Below are 19,000 nucleotides of genomic sequence, written 5' to 3' on the forward strand. Positions count from 1 at the left end.
GCACGGGCGGCAACCAGATACAGCCCAGAAACTCCTTTCAAGCATAGCCCACAGATCTGGCACGGTGATTGCATACACTTTTTCAAATCATCCGCGCCGGACGAGAGCCGGATCAAAACAGGGGAACCCACCGATGACCAGATCGCCTTCCTTTACCCGCCGTCATTTCCTGCAAACCTCCGCGCTGGGTGCCGCTGCGGCCATTGCCGCTCCCGGCATGCTGCGTTCCGCCCAGGCTGCGGACCTCACCGTCGGCTTCATCTATGTCGGGCCGAAGGATGATTATGGCTATAACCAGGCCCATGCCGAGGGCGCTGCCGTGGTCAAGGCCTTGTCCGGCGTAACTGTCATCGAAGAAGAAAACGTACCTGAAACCGTCGATGTCCAGAAAACCATGGAATCGATGATCAATCTGGATGGTGCCAGCCTGCTGTTCCCGACCTCTTTCGGCTATTTCGACCCCCATATGTTGGCGGTAGCGCAGAAATATCCTGACGTGCAGTTTCGCCATTGCGGCGGCCTCTGGCAGAAGGGCAAGAACCCGGACAATACCGGCAGCTATTTCGGCTACATCTTCCAAGGCCAATATCTGAATGGCATTGCCGCCGCCTATGCCACCAAGTCGAAGAAGATCGGCTTCGTCGCCGCCAAGCCAATTCCGCAGGTGGTACAGAATATCAATGCCTTCCTGCTCGGTGCCCGCTCGGTCGATCCGTCCATCACCTGCCAGGTGATTTTCACGGGCGAGTGGTCGCTGGCCGTCAAGGAGGCCGAAGCCACCAATGCGCTGGTCGATCAGGGCGTCGATGTCATCACCTGCCATGTCGATAGCCCGAAGGTCGTGGTGCAGACCGCCGCTGGTCGCGGCGCTTTCGTCTGTGGCTATCATGCCAACCAGAGCCCGCTGGCCCCTGAAAAATATCTGACCGGCGCCGAATGGGCCTGGGGGAATGTCTATACCGATTTCGTCAAGAAGGCGCAGGCTGGTGAAAAGCTCGGCAATTTCGTGCGCGGCGGGTTGAAGGACGGTTTCGTCAAGATGAGCCCGCTTGGCCCCGGCGTCTCCGCTGAGGCCCGCACCAAGTTTGAGGCGACACTTGCCACCATGAAGGCAGGCGGCTTCTCCGTCTTCAAGGGTGGCCAGAAGGACAACAAGGGCAATGTCGTTATACCCTCGGGCAAGGACTATGCCGAAGACGCCATCGAGCTGGAAAGCATGAACTACCTCGTCGAAGGCGTCATGGGGTCGATGGGCTGAACCAATGGAGGCGCGGGCCATGACCACGACACCTGAAAGCCGGACACATCTGCCGCATGGCTTGCAGCCCAAGTCTGCCGGACGTCACGCGCTACGTCCGGCGGTGGAATGGCTGGCCCGCCGCGCCGAGCCGGTGGCCATCACGCTGCTGGCCGTGCTGATCGGGCTTGGCCTGTTCAGCCTGTTCATCACCGCCATCGGCAAATCGCCGCTGCAACTGTTCCAGCTGATGTTTGCGGGCGGCTTCGGCTCGTGGTTTTCGCTGCAAAATGCCCTTAGTCGGGCCGCTCCGCTGCTGCTGACCGCACTCTGCGTGGCCCTTCCCGCCCGGCTTGGCCTGACAATCATTGGCGCGGAGGGCGCGCTGGTGCTGGGCGGCCTGGCGGCGGCGGCCATCGCCGTTCCACTCGCACCGGGCTTTAGTCCCCCTGCTCTTTGGCTTGTCATGGGGCTTTGCGCCATGCTGGCGGGCGGTGTGTGGATCGGCTTTGCCGGAGCGTTGAAACATTATCGCGGCGTCAATGAAACCATATCCTCGCTGCTGCTGGCCTATATCGCCATCGCGCTGATGAATCACTTGATCGAAGGTCCGCTGCGCGATCCGGCCAGCCTCAACAAGCCCTCGACCCTGCCCCTGCCCGCCGCCGACATGATCGGCAAAATCCCCGGCATGGACGTGCATTGGGGCCTGGCCGTCGGCGTCATCGCCTGCATTCTCTCCTATATCGTGATCGAATGGACCAGCATCGGTTTTGCGGCGCGGATCGCTGGCGGCAATATGCGCGCCGCCCAGATCCAGGGCTTGCCAGTTGGCAGGTTGATCGTCGGCTTCACCGCGCTGGCAGGCGGTTTTGCAGGCCTTGCCGGGATGATCGAAGTGGCCGCCGTACAAGGCAGCGCAAATGGTGCGCTGGTGGCGGGCTATGGTTATACCGGCATTCTCGTCGCCTTCCTCGCCCGGCAAAATCCGCTGGCGATCATTCCCGTCGCGATCTTCCTCGGCGGCATCACCGCGTCCGGCGGGTTGATCCAGCGCCGCATGGGCCTGCCGGATGCCACCGTGCTGGTGCTTCAAGGCACGCTGTTCGTGGTCATCCTGTTTTGCGAAACGCTGTATGGCCGGTTCCGCGTCTTTAATCCTGAGCTTTGGAAGCAGCCGGACGCCGCGAAAGGAGACCGATGATGGACGAAAGCGCACTTGGCCTCTGGGGCGTGCCGCTGGCGATATTGGCAGGCGCTATCCGCGTCTCCACCCCCTTCATCTTCGTCAGCCTCGGCGAAACCCTGACGGAACGGTCGGGCCGCATCAATCTGGGCCTTGAAGGCACATTGGTGTTCGGTGCCATGGCCGCCTATGCCGTGGCGGTCATGACCGGTTCGCCCTGGGCTGGCGTGGCAGCGGCCATGGTGGCCGGATCGCTGTTTGGCCTGCTGCATGGCTTTATCTGCAAGTTTCCAAAGGTCAATGACATCGCCATCGGCATTGCAATGATGCAGTTCGGGCTGGGTCTCGCCTTCTTCTTCGGCAAGCCGTTCATCCAGCCGGTCGCCCCGAAACTGCCGGTGATTTCGCTCGGCTTCTGGTCGCATCTGCCGCAAATCCAGGCGGCTTTGACCATCAACATCCTGTTTATCATCGGCCTTGTGCTGGCACTTTTCCTCTGGTGGGCGCTGAAAAATACCCGTATCGGCCTGATCCTGCGGGTGGTCGGTGATAGTTCGGATGCCGCCCGCGCCATGGGCATCAACCCCGACACCGTGCGCCTGCTGGCAACCATGGCAGGCGGGGCATTGGCGGCGGTGGGCGGCGCCTATCTGTCGCTGTTCTATCCTGGCTCCTGGAACGAGCGGATCTCGTCCGGCCAAGGCCTGATGGCCGTGGCGCTGGTGATTTTCGCCCGCTGGAACCCACTCGGTTGCGTGCTGGCGTCCCTGCTGTTTGGCGGGGCTGGTGCGCTCGGCCCGGCGCTGCAATCAGTCGGCGTTAGCGAGGGCTATTATCTGTTTTACGCCGCACCCTATGTGCTGACCCTGATCATTCTCATCATCACATCGTCACCGACACGGGCGCTGTCCGGCGCTCCGGCGGCGCTTTCCTTGACGAAATAAAGCACAGGAGGTTCCCATGAACGGATTGGGCGGATTGAACAAATCGGAACACGGCGTCGGCATTGGACTCGTGCAGCTACAACTTCCCGTCACCGTGACACCGCAGGATCTGGCCCGCCAGACCCAGGTGATCGTCGATCTGGTCGGCAAAGCCCGGCGCAACCAGCCGGGCATGGATCTGGTGGTGTTTCCCGAATATGCCCTGCACGGCCTATCGATGGACATCAACCCCGATATCATGTGCCGGATGGACGGCCCGGAAGTGGCCGCCTTCAAGGCTGCCTGCAAACAGAACCGCATCTGGGGCTGTTTCTCGATCATGGAATACAATCCCGGCGGCATGCCCTATAATTCCGGCATCATCATCGACGATACAGGCGCGCTGAAGCTCCATTACCGCAAGATGCATCCCTGGGTGCCGGTCGAGCCATGGGAGCCGGGCGATCTCGGCATTCCCGTCATCGACGGGCCGAAGGGCGCCAAGCTGGCGCTGATCATCTGCCACGACGGCATGTTCCCGGAAATGGCGAGGGAATGCGCCTATAAGGGCGCAGAAATCATGATCCGCACGGCAGGCTATACCGCACCGATCCGCGAATCCTGGCGCTTCACCAACCAGTCCAACGCCTTCTGCAATCTGATGGTCACAGCCAATGTCTGCATGTGCGGTTCGGACGGCACATTCGACAGCATGGGCGAAGGGATGATCTGCAATTTCGACGGCTCGATCATCGCCCACGGCACATCAGGCCGCGTCAACGAGATCATCACCGCCGAGGTCCGCCCCGATCTGGTGCGCGAGGCGCGCCTCGGCTGGGGTGTGGAAAACAACATCTACCAGCTGGGCCATCGCGGCTATGTCGCGGTTGCCGGTGGGGCGCAGGATGCGCCCTACACTTACATGCACGACCTGGCAGCAGGCCGCTATCGCCTGCCCCGGGAAGACGAGGTGAAGATCACCGACGGCACAGCCTGCGGCTTTGAAAAACCCACTCGCCTCTACGGCAAGCCTGCCAAATCCGCCGCCGAATAGGAGCCATCATCGATATGTCCACAGAGACAAAACTTCATACGCTTGCCGCCGATCCCTATCCCTGGCCCTATAACGGCGATTGGCGACCTGACAATACCGCACTAGTTATCATCGACATGCAGACCGATTTCTGCGGCCCCGGCGGTTACGTCGATCATATGGGTTATGACCTGTCGCTGGTGCGCGCGCCGATCGAGCCGATCAAGGCGGTGCTGGCAGCCATGCGGGCCAAGGGCTACCATATCATCCACACCCGCGAAGGCCATCGCCCTGACCTCGCCGACCTGCCCGCCAACAAACGCTGGCGTTCGCAGAGGATCAAATCCGGCATCGGTGATCCCGGCCCCTGCGGTCGCATTCTGGTGCGCGGCGAACCGGGCTGGAACATTATCGAGGAACTGGCCCCGCTGGATGGCGAAACCATTATCGACAAGCCTGGCAAAGGCTCGTTCTGCGCCACGGATCTGGAATTGATCCTCAACCAGAAGCGCATCCAGAATATCATTCTCACCGGCATAACCACCGATGTCTGTGTTCACACCACGATGCGCGAGGCCAATGACCGGGGCTTTGAATGCCTGCTACTGGAAGATTGCTGCGGCGCGACTGACTACGGCAATCACCTCGCCGCCATCAAAATGGTGAAAATGCAGGGCGGCGTGTTCGGCGCGGTCTCCAATTCGAAAGACCTGATCGAGGCCCTGCCGTGACCACATGTTTCCGCGCCTCGGTTTACCGCGTTGCCGCCGCTGCCCCGGATGACATATCCGGCGTTGAAGCGCTGATTGCTGGTGGCCTCGATCCGCAAAGCATCGTCGCGGTGCTGGGCAAGACCGAGGGCAATGGCTGCGTCAACGATTTCACCCGTGGTTTTGCCACCGCCACATTCGAACAGCTGTTTGCCCGCCTCGGTGTGACAGGCGTTTCCATTGTCATGTCCGGCGGCACGGAAGGGGCGCTGTCGCCTCACTGGACGATTTTTGCCCGTGAACGGGTGGAGGCAGCGCCCAACCGCTCGCTCGCCATCGGCGTTGCCCGCACAGCCGATCTCCTGCCGGAACATCTGGGCCGCAAGGAACAGGTGGATCTGGTCGCTCAGGGCGTGCGGACCGCCATGGTTGATGCCGGGATAAACAATCCGGCGGATGTGCATTTCGTGCAGATCAAATGCCCGCTGCTGACCTCAGCACGGGTAGCGCAAGCGCAGGCGCGTGGCAAACGCACGGTTATTGCCGAGACGTTGAAATCCATGGGTTATTCACGCGGCGCCTCGGCGCTTGGCGTCGCCGTGGCGCTGGGCGAGCTTGATATGGACGATATCCAGGACGCTGACATCTGCCGCACGCTCGACCTTTATTCTGCCCGCGCCTCCACCTCGGCGGGCGTGGAACTGACCGATCACGAAATCATCGTTCTCGGCATGAGCGATCATTGGAGCGGACCATTTGCCATGACGCATACCGTGATGTTCGACGCCATGGATGCGCCGAGCGTGCGGGCCGCCTGGTCCGACATGCCGCTTGGAAAACTGAGCGCCGTGCTGGCCAAGGCCGAACCCGATCCGCGCGGCACCGTGCGGGGTAAACGCCACACCATGCTTGAGGATAGCGACATTTCCGGCACCCGCCATGCCCGCGCCTTTGTCGGCGGCGTGCTGGCTGGCGTGTTTGAGGAAACGGACCTGTATGTGTCTGGTGGAGCCGAACATCAGGGACCGCCCGGCGGCGGGCCGGTGGCAATTATTGTTGAGCGGGAGGATTGGGCATGACTGCCAGTGCAATCGGCATTGAAACCGCCGCCATGACCATGCGGTTCGGCAGCTTCACCGCCCTCGATGCGGTCTCCATCAAGGTGAAAGCCGGTTCATTCCACGCCCTGCTGGGCGAAAACGGCGCGGGCAAATCAACCCTGGTCAAATGCATCATGGGCTTTTACCGCCAGACCTCCGGCCAATTGCTGGTCGAGGACCGGGAGGTGGAGATCGCCTCGCCCCGCGATGCGGCAGCGCTGGGGCTTGGCATGGTCTACCAGCATTTCACGCTGGTGCCATCGCTGACCGGCGCGGAAAACCTAGTGATTAGCCGCAATGCCGTGCCTGCAATGATCAACTGGCGACGCGAACGCCAAGCGCTGGCGGATTTCATGGCCACCATGCCCTTCCAGATTCCGCTGGAGCGCCCGGTGCGGGAACTGTCGGCGGGCGAAAAGCAGAAGCTGGAAATCATCAAGCAGCTCTATCTCGGACGCCGGTTCCTGATCCTTGACGAGCCGACATCGGTGCTGACGCCCGCCGAGGCCGACGACATGCTGGGCCTGGTGCGGGGCATGACCGAGCGTGGTGCGCTGACAGTGCTGATGATTTCCCACAAATTCCACGAGGTGCAAAAATTCGCCGATGCGGTGTCAGTGCTGCGGCGTGGCAAGCTGGTTGGCTCGGGCCGCACAGCCGACCTGACAACGCAGGACATGGCGGCAATGATGATCGGCGATGTCAAGCTGGCCAAGCTGGACAGCCGTTTGCCGGTCGCAGACGCCAGCCCTTCCATCCTGTCGATCCGGGGGATGAAAACCAGTGACCGCAGCGGTCTGAAGAGCATCGAGGTCGATGATCTCAAGGTCAGAGCTGGCGAAATCGTCGGGATTGCTGGCATTTCCGGCAATGGCCAGAAGGAACTGGCCGAATTGCTGGCCGGGCAACGGCCTGCCGAGGCCGGCGACATCACCGTCAAGGACCGGCCCTATACGGCCACCCGTCAGGAAACGCGGGCCGCCAATGTCCGCTTCATCCCGGAAGAACCGCTGCTGAATGCCTGCGCGCCGAGAATGTCGGTGGCTGAGAACTTGAGTTTTCGCGATTTCGATGTGGATGCCAATGGAAGGACCCGGTTCTGGCTGAATGCCAAGGCGATGCGCGAGACAGCCGGGCGGTTGATCGCCGATTTCAAGGTCAAGACCGCCTCGCCCGCCTCACCGATTGCCTCGCTGTCAGGCGGCAATGTGCAGCGCGCCGTGCTGGCGCGGGAACTGACTGGCGATGTCGATCTGCTGGTTGTCTCCAATCCCTGTTTCGGTCTGGATTTCTCCGCCGTCGCCGAAATCCGCGCCCGGATCATGAAGGCGCGTAACAATGGCAGCGCCGTGCTGCTGTTTTCCGAGGATCTGGACGAGTTGATGGAAATGTCCGACCGCATTGTCGTGATGTCGGATGGCAGGCTGGTGTACGAGACCCCGGCGCGCGGCGCTGACATTGCCGTGATCGGCGCTCATATGGCAGGACATGCATGATGTTGGATATCAAGGCCCAACCCTTCGCCTTCCGGCTGAAGCTGGATCAGGCGGCGCTTGTCATCATCGACATGCAGCGCGATTTCACCGAGCCGGGTGGCTTTGGCGAGACGCTCGGCAATGATGTCAGCCTGGTCAGCGCCATCGTGCCGGATGTCAAACGCCTGCTGGAGGCGGCCCGCACCCACGGTCTTACCGTGATCCACACGATGGAATGCCACAGGCCTGACCTCTCCGACCTGCCGGATGCCAAGCGCAATCGCGGTAGTCCTACACTACGGATCGGTGATGAGGGGCCGATGGGCCGCATCCTGATTTCAGGGGAATATGGCACCAGCATTTTGCCAGAGCTAGCGCCTGTTGACGGCGAGTTGGTGATCGAGAAGCCCGGCAAGGGTGCGTTCTATGCCACCAATCTTGGCGAAGAGCTTACAGCGCGCGGCATTACCCAGTTGATCTTTGCCGGTGTCACCACCGAGGTCTGTGTACAGACCACGATGCGCGAGGCCAATGACCGGGGCTATGACTGCCTGCTGATTGAAGAAGCCACCGCCAGCTATTTCCCGGCCTTCAAACAATCAACCCTTGAGATGATCCGCGCCCAAGGCGGCATTGTCGGCTGGACTGCCCATCTCGACCCCTTTCTGGAGGCGCTTGCCCATGGCTGAAACGACCCGTGACAATATGCTGGCCGGCGGCTGGAAAAGCCTGCCCTATGAGGCGTTCCGTGATGGCGTGACCATTCACTGGATCCACCACTTTGAGGGCGACCAGCCCGGCGTCGCCCTTCTGGCCTATCAGGCCGGAGCCTCGGTTCCTCGCCACCGCCACGAAGGGCTGGAAACCATTCTGGTGTTGGAAGGCAGTCAGTCGGACGAGACCGGCACCTATGGCACCGGCTCCTATATTGTCAATGCGGCAGGCACCGAACATTCCGTGTGGAGCATTGATGGCTGCACCGTCCTGATCCAATGGGATCGCCCCGTAACACTATTGGAAAACTGATCCATGCCATTTTCTCAAGCATTTGATATTGCATCGCTTCACGCCGCCTATGCCTCTGGCTGGACGGCGCAGGCAATGATCGAAGAGGTATTTTCCCGCATTGCTGCCATCAATGATCCCGGCATTTTCCTTAAGCTCGCCGACAAGGCGGACCTGCTGGATCAGGCGCAAGCGCTCGGAGCTTTTTCACCGGAGACAAAGGCGCTCTGGGGCATTCCTTTTGCCGTCAAGGACAATATCGATGTTGCGGGCCTGCCGACCACCGCCGCCTGCCCGGACTATGCCTATACGCCCGAAACCGATGCGACTGTGGTGCGCCTATTGAAAGATGCGGGTGCCCTGGTGATTGGCAAGACCAATCTCGACCAGTTCGCCACCGGCCTGGTCGGCGTGCGCACGCCCCATGCCATTCCCCGCAACGCAATCGATCCCAAACTGGTCCCCGGCGGCTCCAGTTCCGGTTCGGCTGTGGCGACGGCGCAGGGCATTGTCAGCTTCGCGCTCGGCACCGATACGGCAGGCTCTGGCCGCATTCCAGCTGGGCTGAACAATATAGTCGGTTTAAAGCCCTCGGTCGGCGCGTTGTCTGCCATTGGTGTCATTCCCGCCTGCCGCACGCTTGATTGCGTATCGATCTTCGCGCTGACGGTGGAAGATGCCCACAAGGTCTTCACCGTCGCTGCGAAACATGATGCCGAGGACGCCTATTCCCGCCCCATGCCGGTGGGCCATGCGTTGGCGTCCGCGCCGGTTCTGCGCATTGGCGTTCCCGCCAAGGCCGACCGAGAATTCTTCGGCGACAGCCTTATGGAAGCAAGTTTCGAAAAAGCGCTGGCGGAGCTTTCGGCCATGGGCCACACGCTTGTGGACCTGCCGTTTTCCGGCTTCTTTGAGGTCGCAAACCTGCTCTATGAAGGTGCCTGGGTGGCCGAACGCTATGCGGCGGTCAAAGACTTTTTCGATGCGAAGCCCGAAAGCTTCCATCCGGTGACGCACACGATCTACAGCGCGGCGAAAACCCTGACTGCCGCCGATGCCTTTTCCGGCATGTACCGGCTGCAAGCGCTGAAGCAGCAGTTGGCGCCAGTGATCGCCTCTGTCGATGTGATCTGCGTGCCGACAGCACCCACCCATTACACGCTGGCCGATCTGGAAGAGGAGCCGATCAAGGCCAATTCACGCCTCGGCACCTATACCAATTTCGTCAATCTTCTGGACATGTGCGGCATTGCCGTGCCGACAGGCAAGCGTGGCGATGGCCTGCCCTCCAGCGTCACGTTGCTGGCACCCTTCGGTGCCGATGGCCTGACCGCAGCACTGGGGTCAGCCTTGCACAGCCGCCTTGGCACCACCGTCGGTGCCACCGGCTGGCCGCTGCCGCCGTCACCAGAAAAGCCAGTGGAAAAGACCGAGGGTCTGATCCCTGTCATCGTTGTCGGCGCGCATCTGTCCGGCATGCCGCTCAATCACCAACTGACCAGCCTTAACGCCAGGTTCCTGCGGGCTGGGACGACATCGGCCAGCTACAAGCTGTTTGCCCTGCCCAACCAGACACCGCCCAAGCCCGGCCTGGTTCGGGTTGAGGAGGGAGCCGCGATTGCCGTGGAAATCTGGCAGCTAACGCCCGCTGGCTTCGGTCAGTTCGTCAACATGATCCCCTCGCCGATGTGTATCGGCACGGTTTTCCTGGATGACGGCTCAAGCGCCAAGGGTTTTCTCGTCGAGCCTTCGGCGGTCGAAGGCGCTGAGGACATTACGCATTTGGGTGGCTGGCGGGCCTATATTGCCAGCCTTTGAGCTTCAATAATACCAAGTCTCGAAGATGCTGACGCATCCCCGACTTGAAGACATTGAAAATATGCACAGTACACATTGCAAAGGTTTTTATCTGCCGCTTACCCCCTCTGCCTTGCCAGGCATCTCCCCCTCAAGGAGGGAGATCGACTCGGAGCGAGCGTTTCGCTTCACATTTACCGTTCAAAATGTCGGAGATCACGACGGTAGTCGATAAGTTGGGCGGAAAAGTCTATCCGATCTCCCCCCGTGAGGGGGAGATGTCCGGCAGGACAGTGGGGGGTAAGCGGCACATAAAAACGTTTGCGGCGTGTACTGTGAAGAACACAAAGAGTCATTTTCAATGAACCTTTGTATAAGCCCCTCAAGACCGTGGCGGCTGCGGCCAAGTGTTGATCCGCCCGGTCCAGCTTTCAAACAGTTTCGACAGTTTCAGCACGGTCAGATCACCAAACCGTGGACCGACGATCTGCAAGCCAATCGGCATGCCGCTGTTTGAAAAGCCGCAATTGATCGATGCCGCTGGCTGTTCCGACATGTTCCACGGCACCGTGAAGGCAATATGCTCGAAAGGCTTTTGCGGATCATTGGTTGGCGAGGCCCATTCCGCCGGATAGGAAACGACAGGATTGATCGGCGACAGAACCGCGTCGACGCGGGTAAACAGCGCGCCGCAGGTCTTGCGCATCTCTATGGTCTGGCCAAAGCCCTTGACCGCATCGACGCCACTGACATTGGCACCACCCTCGGCCCATTCATAGATATAGGGCAGGATCATCTGGCGCTTTTCCGTGCTGAGCGCGGCAATATCGCCCCAGAATTTTGCCCGCCAGAAGACGTCCAGCCCATCCAGCATGGCGCGGTTCATCACCGGGCCAACCTCGAAAACCTCGGCCCCTGCCGCCTCGAACCGCTTGGCGGCGGCAATAATTGCCTCGCGCACCTCCTCCTCGGCCGCAAGACCGCAGCCTGCATCCAGCATGAGGCCGATTTTCATGCCGCTGATATCGATATCCTCGTCCAGCCAGTTGATCGTCTCTGGGGGAAGACTGGTCCCGTCGCGCCAGTCCGGACGGGCCAGGGTCATCATCGAATAGGCCGCGTCATCGACGCAGCGGGTCATTGGCCCGGCGCAACGCCCGACATAATAGGGATCAACAGGGATGCGGCCATGGCTGGGCTTAAAGCCGAACAACCCGGTCCATCCGGCTGGCAGGCGCACCGATCCACCGATATCCGTACCGATATGCAGCGGGCCGAACCCGGCAGCCCCTGCCGCTGCCGCACCGGCACTGGAGCCGCCGGGATTTTGGCTGAGATCCCAGGGATTGCGGCTCAGCGGATGAAAACTCGACAGGCCAGAAGACAGCATTCCATAATCCGGGCAGGTGGTCTTGGCGAAAATCACCGCGCCGTCTTCGCGCATCCGGGCCGCAATCGGCGCGTCCGCCGCAGCAGGCACGAGATCGACGGCGGCAGTGCCGAGCGGCACCGGCTGGCCTCTGGTAGCGATCAGCTCCTTCAGCGAGACAGGAATGCCATCGAGCGGGCCGAGGGCCGCGCCGCGCTGCCAGCGATCCGTGGAGGCGCGGGCCTGGGTGCGGGCGCTTTCAGGGTCATAGAGGTAAAGCGCCTGAACCGACGGCTCGAAAGCATCGATCCGGGCCTCAACCGCGTTCCAATAGTCTTCCGGCGACAAGGTCTTGGCGCTGAAACCGGCAATCAGCTCCCGGATGGTCAAGTCAACAAGATCGGTCATTCCTGGCTTTCTATATCTTTGGTCTTTTATCGGATGAAGGTGTCAGTCCCGGCCATCACCTCGGCACGGTGGCAGGCAGCCTCGCGTCCGGGCATGATCTCGCGCAGCGCTGGCTGTTCCATGGTGCAGCGTGTCTGCGCCAGTGGACAGCGGCCACGGAACGCGCAGCCGATATCGGGATCGCCGCTGATACCAGGCAGAGGGGCAGGTTTTTGCGGCCTGCCGAAACGGTGAACGCTTGGCTCGGCATCGGCCAGAATTTTCGTATAGGGATGCAGGGGCTGCTCGAAAACCGCATGGGCCGGTCCCTGCTCCACCAGCCTGCCGCGATACATCACCCCGACCCGATCGGCGATACAATCCACCACCGCCAGATTATGGGTGATGAACAGGAAGCTGACGCCGCGTGTGCGGCGCAGATCCATCAACAGGTTGAGAACCTGACCCTGGACGGAGAGATCGAGCGCCGAGACCGCCTCATCGGCCACGACAAGTTTCGGTTCGGTGATCAAGGCACGGGCAATGGCGATGCGCTGGCGCTGGCCACCGGAAAATTCATGCGGATAGCGCTGCGCATGACTGGCCTGCAAGCCGACACTTTCCAGCATGGCGGCGACTTTCTCGCGGATTGCTGTCTTGCCCGGCCTGGGCGTCAGCACATGCAAGGGTTCAGCGATAATCCGCCCGATGGTCTGGCGCGGATCGAGCGAGCCGAACGGGTCCTGAAACACCATCTGGAAGTCCTGCCGCTTACGCTTCAGCGCTTCAAGCGACAGCGAAAACAGATCGTCGCCGTCAAACAGGACATGGCCTGACGTCGGGCGATCAAGCGCCATTACTAACCGAGCTAGGGTGGATTTTCCGCAGCCGCTTTCACCGACAATGCCATAGATCTCGCCGCGCCCAACCGTCAGCGACACCTCATCCAGCGCCCGGCTGGTATGCGGCTTCCCGAACAGCGGACGGCTGACATAGTCGCGGGCAAGCATGCGGATATCGAGAAGATTGTCGTCGGTCATTGGCTGACCTCCCCTTGCTCAGCCAGCAGACAGCGCACACCGCGATCCTCGCCCTGCCTCGACCAACCCGGCGCAGTGAGACGACATTCCGTCATCACATCAGGACAGCGGTCGGAAAAGCAGCAGCCTTCCGGCAGCTGCGCAAACCCCGGAACCGTGCCGGGAATGGTGGCAAGCCTGCCTTGCTCGCCGTCCGTTCCAGGCACCCGCTTAGGCACGGCAGACAGCAGGCCGCGCGTATAGGGATTGAGCGGGGTGGTCAGAACAGCGCGGGTTGCACCTTCCTCCATCTGCCTTCCGGCATAGAGAACCAGGGTTCGGTCGCACATGCGGGCGATGACGCCAAGATCGTGGCTGACGAGGATCAACGCCATCCGGTATTCGCGCACGAGATCATCGAGAATATCCAGCACTTCGGCCTGAACCGTCACATCGAGCGCCGTCGTCGGTTCGTCGGCAATCATCAGCGCCGGTTTTAAGGCCAGCGCAATGGCGATGCCGACGCGCTGGCGCTGGCCGCCCGACATTTCATGCGGGTAGGTCACGGCCCGACGCTTGGCATCGGGAATGCGGACCTGATCGAGAAGCTCCACCGCCTCGCGGCGCGCCTGACGCCAGCTGAGACCGCGATGCCAGACCAGGCCTTCGGCAATCTGGTCGCCAACGGTCATCGCCGGATTAAGCGCTGTCAACGGCTCCTGGAAGATCATGCCGATCCGGTTGCCACGGATCTTGCACAGCCGGTCTTCGCTGGCGCTCAACAGGTCCTCTCCGTCAAGCAGGATCTGGCCAGTCGGGCGCGCAACGCGGGGCAGAAGGCCGATGACTGCGAGCGATGCCAGTGATTTTCCCGATCCGCTTTCGCCGACAATGCCAAGCGTTTCGCCAGCCCGCAGATCGAAACTCAGGTCATCGATAATGGGCATGGACCGGCCATCGGGGAGATCAACCGCAATGGACAGGTCTCGAATGGAGAGCAACGGTTTCTCGCTCATGAACGCCCCTTTTCACGCGGGTCGAGAAGATCGCGCAGCCCATCGCCCAGCATATTGAAGCCAAGCACAGTAAACGCGATGGCAAGGCCCGGCAGGATAGCAAGCCAAGGCGCGGCAGCCAGATAGGTCTGGGAATCGGCCAGCATCCGCCCCCAGGTCGGGGCCGGTGGCGGCATGCCGAGACCAAGAAAGCTCAAGCCCGCCTCAGTTAGAATGGCCAGGCCCAGCTGGATGGCGATCTGCACGATGATCTGGCTGGCAATATTGGGCAGGACATGTTCGATGGTGATCAGCACCTGCCCCTTGCCTGCGGCGCGCGCCGCCAGCACATAATCCCGCGACCAGACCTGAAGGGCGGCGCTGGCGGTGACGCGGGCAAAAACCGGCACCATGAACACGGCGATCGCAATAATAGCGGTAAACCGCCCCGTGCCCAGCAGAGCGCCAAGCATCATAGCCGACAGGATCGGCGGAATGGCGAAGATCACATCATTGATCCGCATGGTCAGCGCCTCGACCATGCCGCGCCGCGCCGCAACCGTGACGCCGAACAGCGTGCCGACGCCAGCGCCAAGCACCACTGCCGCCAGGGCGGTCGACAGGGAATTCCAGGCGCCAACCATTAGCATGGAGGTCAGGTCGCGGCCAAGCTGGTCGGTTCCCAGCAGACCATGCACCAGCGGTGGTTTCAGCTTGTAGATGATCTGCATGCGGGTCGGCGGCAGCGGTGTCCAAACCAGCGACAGAAGGGCGATCGCCACCAGCAGGATGATAATCAGCCCGCCGATCAGCAAAGTCGGGCGCAGAAAGAGACGGGTGAGCCGCCTGGTAAACGGCTTTGAGGTTGTCACGGTCGTGGTCATTTGCCCCTGCCCCGCAATCTTGGGTCCAGCACGAGATAAGAGAGATCAACAAGGAAATTCATGATGATGACCAGGCCCGCGAAGAACAGGACGACATCCTGCATGACGATGATGTCGCGCTGGTTCAGCGCCTGATAGGCAAGCCGCCCCAGTCCCGGCAGGTTGAAGACATTTTCAATCAGGATGGCACCGGCGATCAGGAAGGTGAATTGCAGGCCAAGAATGGTCATGACAGGCACCAGCGCATTCGGTACCGCATGACGCCACAAAGCCGCCCGTCGTGTCAGGCCCTTGGCGCGGGCGGTGCGGACGAAATCCTCGTTCATCACGTCAAGCACCGCCGAGCGGGTCACGCGGGTCAATACGCCTGCCTGCGGCAGCGCCAGCGCGACGGCGGGTAGGGTCAGCGACAGCAGTGCCGGGCCAAACCCTGCCTGCCACCCGGCAAAGCCACCAGCCGGCATCCAGCCAAGCCCTATGGAAAAGCCGAGCACCAGCAGCAGACCAACCCAGAAACCCGGAACAGCGATGAACAGTTGCGACAGAAAGCCAGCCGCATAATCAAAGCCGCTATTGCGCCTGAAGGCCGAGGCCACACCCATTGGGATGGCGATTGCCATGGACAAAAGGATCGCCATCACCGCCAAAGGCAGCGTAACGGTGAGGCGCTCCGCGATCAGGCCAGCCACCGGCACGCCGTAGGTATAGGACTGACCCAAATCCCCCGTCACGGCGCCTGCCAGCCAGTGCAGATAGCGGATCGCCAGCGGTTGATCGAGGCCAAGCTCATGGCGCAGCGCCGCCAATGTATCGGGGCTTGCGGAGGTGCCTAACATGACGGCGGCGGGGTCGCCAGGTAACACATCCATCAAAACAAAGATCAGGATGGACACGGCAGCCAGTGTCAGGACAAGGCCGCCCAGCCGCCTGAGAATAAGGGCAAGCATCTCTGGTTTTCCTTCCGCACGGATTTTTCGGGCCCGCTCCTTGCTAGGACGAAACAGTCAATCTCACGTGCTCTTGCATCGGGAGGGCGATGACCGTTTCAGGCCATCGCCGATCAGGATCAATCCTCCCAATGCACATCCGTCAGAACATTGGCGGGGATCGGTTCGTTTTCCCACAAGCCCTTGATCTTCTTGTTCCACACGCCAAGCTTCGGCATGACGAACAGATAGAGCGCCGGTACGTCCTCCGCCAGGATCTGTTGCGCCTGACCGTAAAGTGTGGCCTGAGCCGCCGGATCGGATGTGGCCTGGATTTTCTTGATCGTCTCGTTGAAGACCGGGTTCTTATAGTTGAAATAATAGGGGTCGCGGGCATAGATATCGATATCCATTGGCTCGGCATGAGCAACGATGGTCATGTCGTAATCCGTACCCTTGAACACGTCCGACACCCATTTTCCCGGAAACTCGGTGGGCTCTATCGTCATCGTCACGCCGATTTCGGCCAGCATGGCCTGCATGATTTCGGCGCTGCGTGGCGCATAGGTCATTTGCGGGGTCTTGATGGTGAAGCTGAACCCATTCGGATAACCCGCTTCCTCCAGAAGCGCCTTGGCCTTTTCCGGGTTATAGGGCAGAACCTTGGTGGTATCGATATAACCCGGATCGTTCGGCGTATAATGGCTGCCGATCACAGTGCCGTAGCCGGACCAGGCCCCCTCCACCAGCGTCGAGCGGTCTATGGCCATCATCAGCGCCTGACGCACGCGCTTGTCGTTGAACGGCTTGCGGGTGTTGTTCATACCCGCCACGACCTTCAATTCGGTATTACCAACAACAGTCGCAAGCTTGGCGTCATCCTTGAAACTGTCCATCAGTTCTGGCGCGCTAAACTCTGGGAAGGCATCGACGCCGCCGGATTTCAGTGCCGCCGCCTGGGCCTGGGCATCGGGAATGAAACGGAACACCACCTTGTCGAGGCCAAGCTTCACCTGCTTGTTCCAGTAATCAGGATTGGCAGCAAGCTCGACCCTGTCGCCCTTGTTCCAGCTGACGAATTTGAACGGGCCTGTGCCGATGGGATTGGTCTTGTCATCAGCAGCACTTTTCGGCGCCACCATCACGGAAGCAGGCCAACCCAGCCAGTAGAGCAGCGAGCCCGCCGGTTCCTTCAGTTTCAAGACTAGCGTTGCCTTGTCCGGCGTCTCGATGCTGTCGATGGCGCTGAAAAACCGTTTCTGGCCATTGGTCGAGTCCGGGCCACGCGCCCGGTCGAGCGTGAATTTCGCCACGGAGGAATCAAACGCCTCACCATCGTGGAACGTCACGCCCTCCTGGAGCTTGAATGTGTAGGTGAGGCCGTCGGGGGAGATCTCCCAGCTTTTCGCCAGTTGCGGCACGATCTTGCCGTCACGGTCGATGGCAACCAGCCCTTCAAAAATATTCTGCCAGGTCACCTGGCCGATGGCCACAGGGGCTGCCACCGTCGGATCAAGCCCGGTCGGCTCGATATTCATGCCGAGTGTCAACGTCCTCTGGGCAGCCGCCGCCAGGCCGGGACCGACAAGCGACACCGTCGTCGCCGCCAGCGTCATCAACGCGATACGGCGCAAAGTGCCCGGCTTGAAAAAGCGTGCATGAACCATCGTCAAATTCCCCTTCGTGAACGCTCGTTTTCCGTGTTTACCACGGGTGGCGTCATTGCCGAAAATACTGTCATTAAGCAAGCAACCACACAATGCGGTTTTTTGTGTTCTGCGTGGAGCGCAAAACGCTACACGCATATCTTCATTTCCCCATCTGCTCGCGCATGAACCGCTCAACCGCATCCACCAGCTTTGAAGCGGCAAACGACAATTGCCGGTCACCGGCGACGCACAGATCGATGGGTGTGCGGATACCCGCCCCACCGGCAATCGGGATTACCACCAGTTCGCCGGACCGGCGCTCACGCGCCACCGTCTGGGCTGGCAGCAATGTCAGAGCGGCACCGCGCAGCACCAGTTCGCGCTGCATTTCCAGCGATCCCGTCACAAAGACCGGATCAAGCTCCAGACCAGCCTTGGAAAACCAGGCATCGAAGGCGCGGCGCGCACCAAAGGTCCCATCCGGCACCGCCAGTGGAAAGCGGGCAAGCTCGGTGATGGTCAGTTCCGTCAGGCGCGCGGCCGGATGATGGCTGGCGGCAATGACATCATAGACGATCTGCGCCCGTGCTCGCACCCGTATGCCTGGATCAGGCTCTGAAAACAGGGTAACAGCCATGTCCGCCTTGGCGCTCGACAAGGCCTCCATCGCCTGACCGGCGCTGGAAATGGTCACCGAAAACCGGATATTCGGGTAGACCAGGCTGAAATCGGCCAGCGTAGGTGCCAGCAGATTGGCAACCGTCGCACCGTTTGCATGGATAGTGACATGGCCGCGCTTCAAGCCCTGGAGATCGTCGATCAGCTGGTGAACATGGTTCAGCTCCCGCAATGTCTTGCCCGCTCTTGCCGCCAGCAGCTCGCCCGCCGCCGTCAACTGGATGCCCCGGCTCGATCGCTCGATCAGCACCGCGCCGAAATAATGCTCCAATTGATCGATCTGTCGGGCGAAGGCGGTGGGCTGCACGTTCAGACGCTCGGCAGCCGCCCGCATCGAGCGGGTTCGCACCAGTTCATCGAAATAGATCAGTGCTTTTATCTGCATGCCCGTTCATCCCCGCCCCAGCAGAAATGCCAGATTTCCCCACGCCTTCCAAGTCCCGCCTGGGGTGATGTTTTTCCCATATTGGCCCTGTTGCTCCGTTAAGCGCGGTCGTTGCAAAAGACACAAGCCCGCAACCATTAAAGCCTATTAAATGGGCGAAAATTCCTGTTGACTATATTTTAACCTGGGCATAGCCTGCAAGTGAACTTCCGACAATCCCATACGGATTTAGGGGTTAACTG

General features: G+C 60.8%; 17 protein-coding genes. 10 read left to right on the forward strand and 7 right to left on the reverse strand.

What is annotated here, in order from left to right:
• The first annotated feature begins 133 nt into the window (after window positions 1-133).
• From IEI95_RS04270 to atzF, 10 genes are read left to right on the forward strand one after another with little or no spacing between them, the layout of a single operon-like run.
• Window positions 134-1,258, forward strand: coding sequence for a BMP family ABC transporter substrate-binding protein (locus IEI95_RS04270; protein ID WP_194415999.1), 1,125 nt, complete (start codon window positions 134-136; stop codon window positions 1,256-1,258).
• Window positions 1,259-1,277: 19 nt separating this feature from the next.
• A complete protein-coding gene (locus IEI95_RS04275) occupies window positions 1,278-2,441 on the forward strand; it encodes an ABC transporter permease (RefSeq protein ID WP_234934160.1) in 1,164 nt (387 codons plus the stop codon).
• On the forward strand, window positions 2,441-3,367 hold the full coding sequence (locus IEI95_RS04280) for an ABC transporter permease (protein WP_156532215.1): 927 nt from the start codon (window positions 2,441-2,443) through the stop codon (window positions 3,365-3,367). Before IEI95_RS04275 ends, IEI95_RS04280 begins: the two co-directional genes overlap by 1 nt.
• Before the next feature lie 16 nt (window positions 3,368-3,383).
• Window positions 3,384-4,400 (forward strand): formamidase, encoded by a 1,017-nt coding sequence (locus IEI95_RS04285; RefSeq protein WP_194416001.1) that lies wholly within the window; start codon window positions 3,384-3,386, stop codon window positions 4,398-4,400.
• A gap of 14 nt (window positions 4,401-4,414) precedes the next feature.
• Window positions 4,415-5,110 (forward strand): biuret amidohydrolase, encoded by a 696-nt coding sequence (gene biuH, locus IEI95_RS04290; RefSeq protein WP_156532213.1) that lies wholly within the window; start codon window positions 4,415-4,417, stop codon window positions 5,108-5,110.
• Window positions 5,107-6,168 (forward strand): cyanuric acid amidohydrolase, encoded by a 1,062-nt coding sequence (atzD, locus tag IEI95_RS04295; RefSeq protein ID WP_194416004.1) that lies wholly within the window; start codon window positions 5,107-5,109, stop codon window positions 6,166-6,168. The genes biuH and atzD overlap by 4 nt, the downstream gene beginning before the upstream one ends.
• The gene (locus tag IEI95_RS04300; RefSeq protein WP_156532212.1) at window positions 6,165-7,685 is read left to right on the forward strand and encodes an ABC transporter ATP-binding protein; all 1,521 of its coding nucleotides are present in this window, start codon (window positions 6,165-6,167) and stop codon (window positions 7,683-7,685) included. The genes atzD and IEI95_RS04300 overlap by 4 nt, the downstream gene beginning before the upstream one ends.
• Window positions 7,685-8,353 (forward strand): cysteine hydrolase family protein, encoded by a 669-nt coding sequence (locus tag IEI95_RS04305; RefSeq protein WP_156532211.1) that lies wholly within the window; start codon window positions 7,685-7,687, stop codon window positions 8,351-8,353. Before IEI95_RS04300 ends, IEI95_RS04305 begins: the two co-directional genes overlap by 1 nt.
• On the forward strand, window positions 8,346-8,690 hold the full coding sequence (locus IEI95_RS04310) for a cupin domain-containing protein (protein WP_156532210.1): 345 nt from the start codon (window positions 8,346-8,348) through the stop codon (window positions 8,688-8,690). Before IEI95_RS04305 ends, IEI95_RS04310 begins: the two co-directional genes overlap by 8 nt.
• Before the next feature lie 3 nt (window positions 8,691-8,693).
• Window positions 8,694-10,487 carry an allophanate hydrolase gene (gene atzF / locus IEI95_RS04315; protein ID WP_156532209.1) on the forward strand — a complete coding sequence of 598 codons (1,794 nt, stop codon included), beginning with the start codon at window positions 8,694-8,696 and terminating at the stop codon, window positions 10,485-10,487.
• Window positions 10,488-10,848: 361 nt separating this feature from the next.
• On the opposite strand, the gene IEI95_RS04320 is transcribed toward atzF, so the two are convergent.
• The 7 genes from IEI95_RS04320 to IEI95_RS04350 all read right to left on the reverse strand — a co-directional run bounded on the left by IEI95_RS04320 (window position 10,849) and on the right by IEI95_RS04350 (window position 18,758).
• Window positions 10,849-12,243, reverse strand: coding sequence for an amidase (locus IEI95_RS04320; protein ID WP_156532208.1), 1,395 nt, complete (start codon window positions 12,241-12,243; stop codon window positions 10,849-10,851).
• A gap of 26 nt (window positions 12,244-12,269) precedes the next feature.
• Window positions 12,270-13,262, reverse strand: a complete 993-nt coding sequence (locus tag IEI95_RS04325; protein WP_156532207.1) for an oligopeptide/dipeptide ABC transporter ATP-binding protein — start codon at window positions 13,260-13,262, stop codon at window positions 12,270-12,272.
• Window positions 13,259-14,257 carry an ABC transporter ATP-binding protein gene (locus tag IEI95_RS04330; protein WP_156532206.1) on the reverse strand — a complete coding sequence of 333 codons (999 nt, stop codon included), beginning with the start codon at window positions 14,255-14,257 and terminating at the stop codon, window positions 13,259-13,261. Before IEI95_RS04330 ends, IEI95_RS04325 begins: the two co-directional genes overlap by 4 nt.
• Window positions 14,254-15,120: an ABC transporter permease gene (locus IEI95_RS04335; RefSeq protein ID WP_156537248.1), complete on the reverse strand. Its 867-nt coding sequence runs from the start codon at window positions 15,118-15,120 to the stop codon at window positions 14,254-14,256. The genes IEI95_RS04330 and IEI95_RS04335 overlap by 4 nt, the downstream gene beginning before the upstream one ends.
• Window positions 15,117-16,067: an ABC transporter permease gene (locus tag IEI95_RS04340; protein WP_194416006.1), complete on the reverse strand. Its 951-nt coding sequence runs from the start codon at window positions 16,065-16,067 to the stop codon at window positions 15,117-15,119. The genes IEI95_RS04335 and IEI95_RS04340 overlap by 4 nt, the downstream gene beginning before the upstream one ends.
• A gap of 119 nt (window positions 16,068-16,186) precedes the next feature.
• Entirely contained in the window at window positions 16,187-17,662 is a 1,476-nt protein-coding gene (locus IEI95_RS04345) for an ABC transporter substrate-binding protein (RefSeq protein ID WP_234934180.1), read from the reverse strand.
• A gap of 193 nt (window positions 17,663-17,855) precedes the next feature.
• A complete protein-coding gene (locus tag IEI95_RS04350) occupies window positions 17,856-18,758 on the reverse strand; it encodes a LysR family transcriptional regulator (protein ID WP_194416010.1) in 903 nt (300 codons plus the stop codon).
• Between the last annotated feature and the right edge of the window lie 242 nt (window positions 18,759-19,000).

Source organism: Agrobacterium vitis (assembly GCF_014926405.1).
In the GTDB taxonomy this organism is placed as follows: domain Bacteria; phylum Pseudomonadota; class Alphaproteobacteria; order Rhizobiales; family Rhizobiaceae; genus Allorhizobium; species Allorhizobium vitis_H.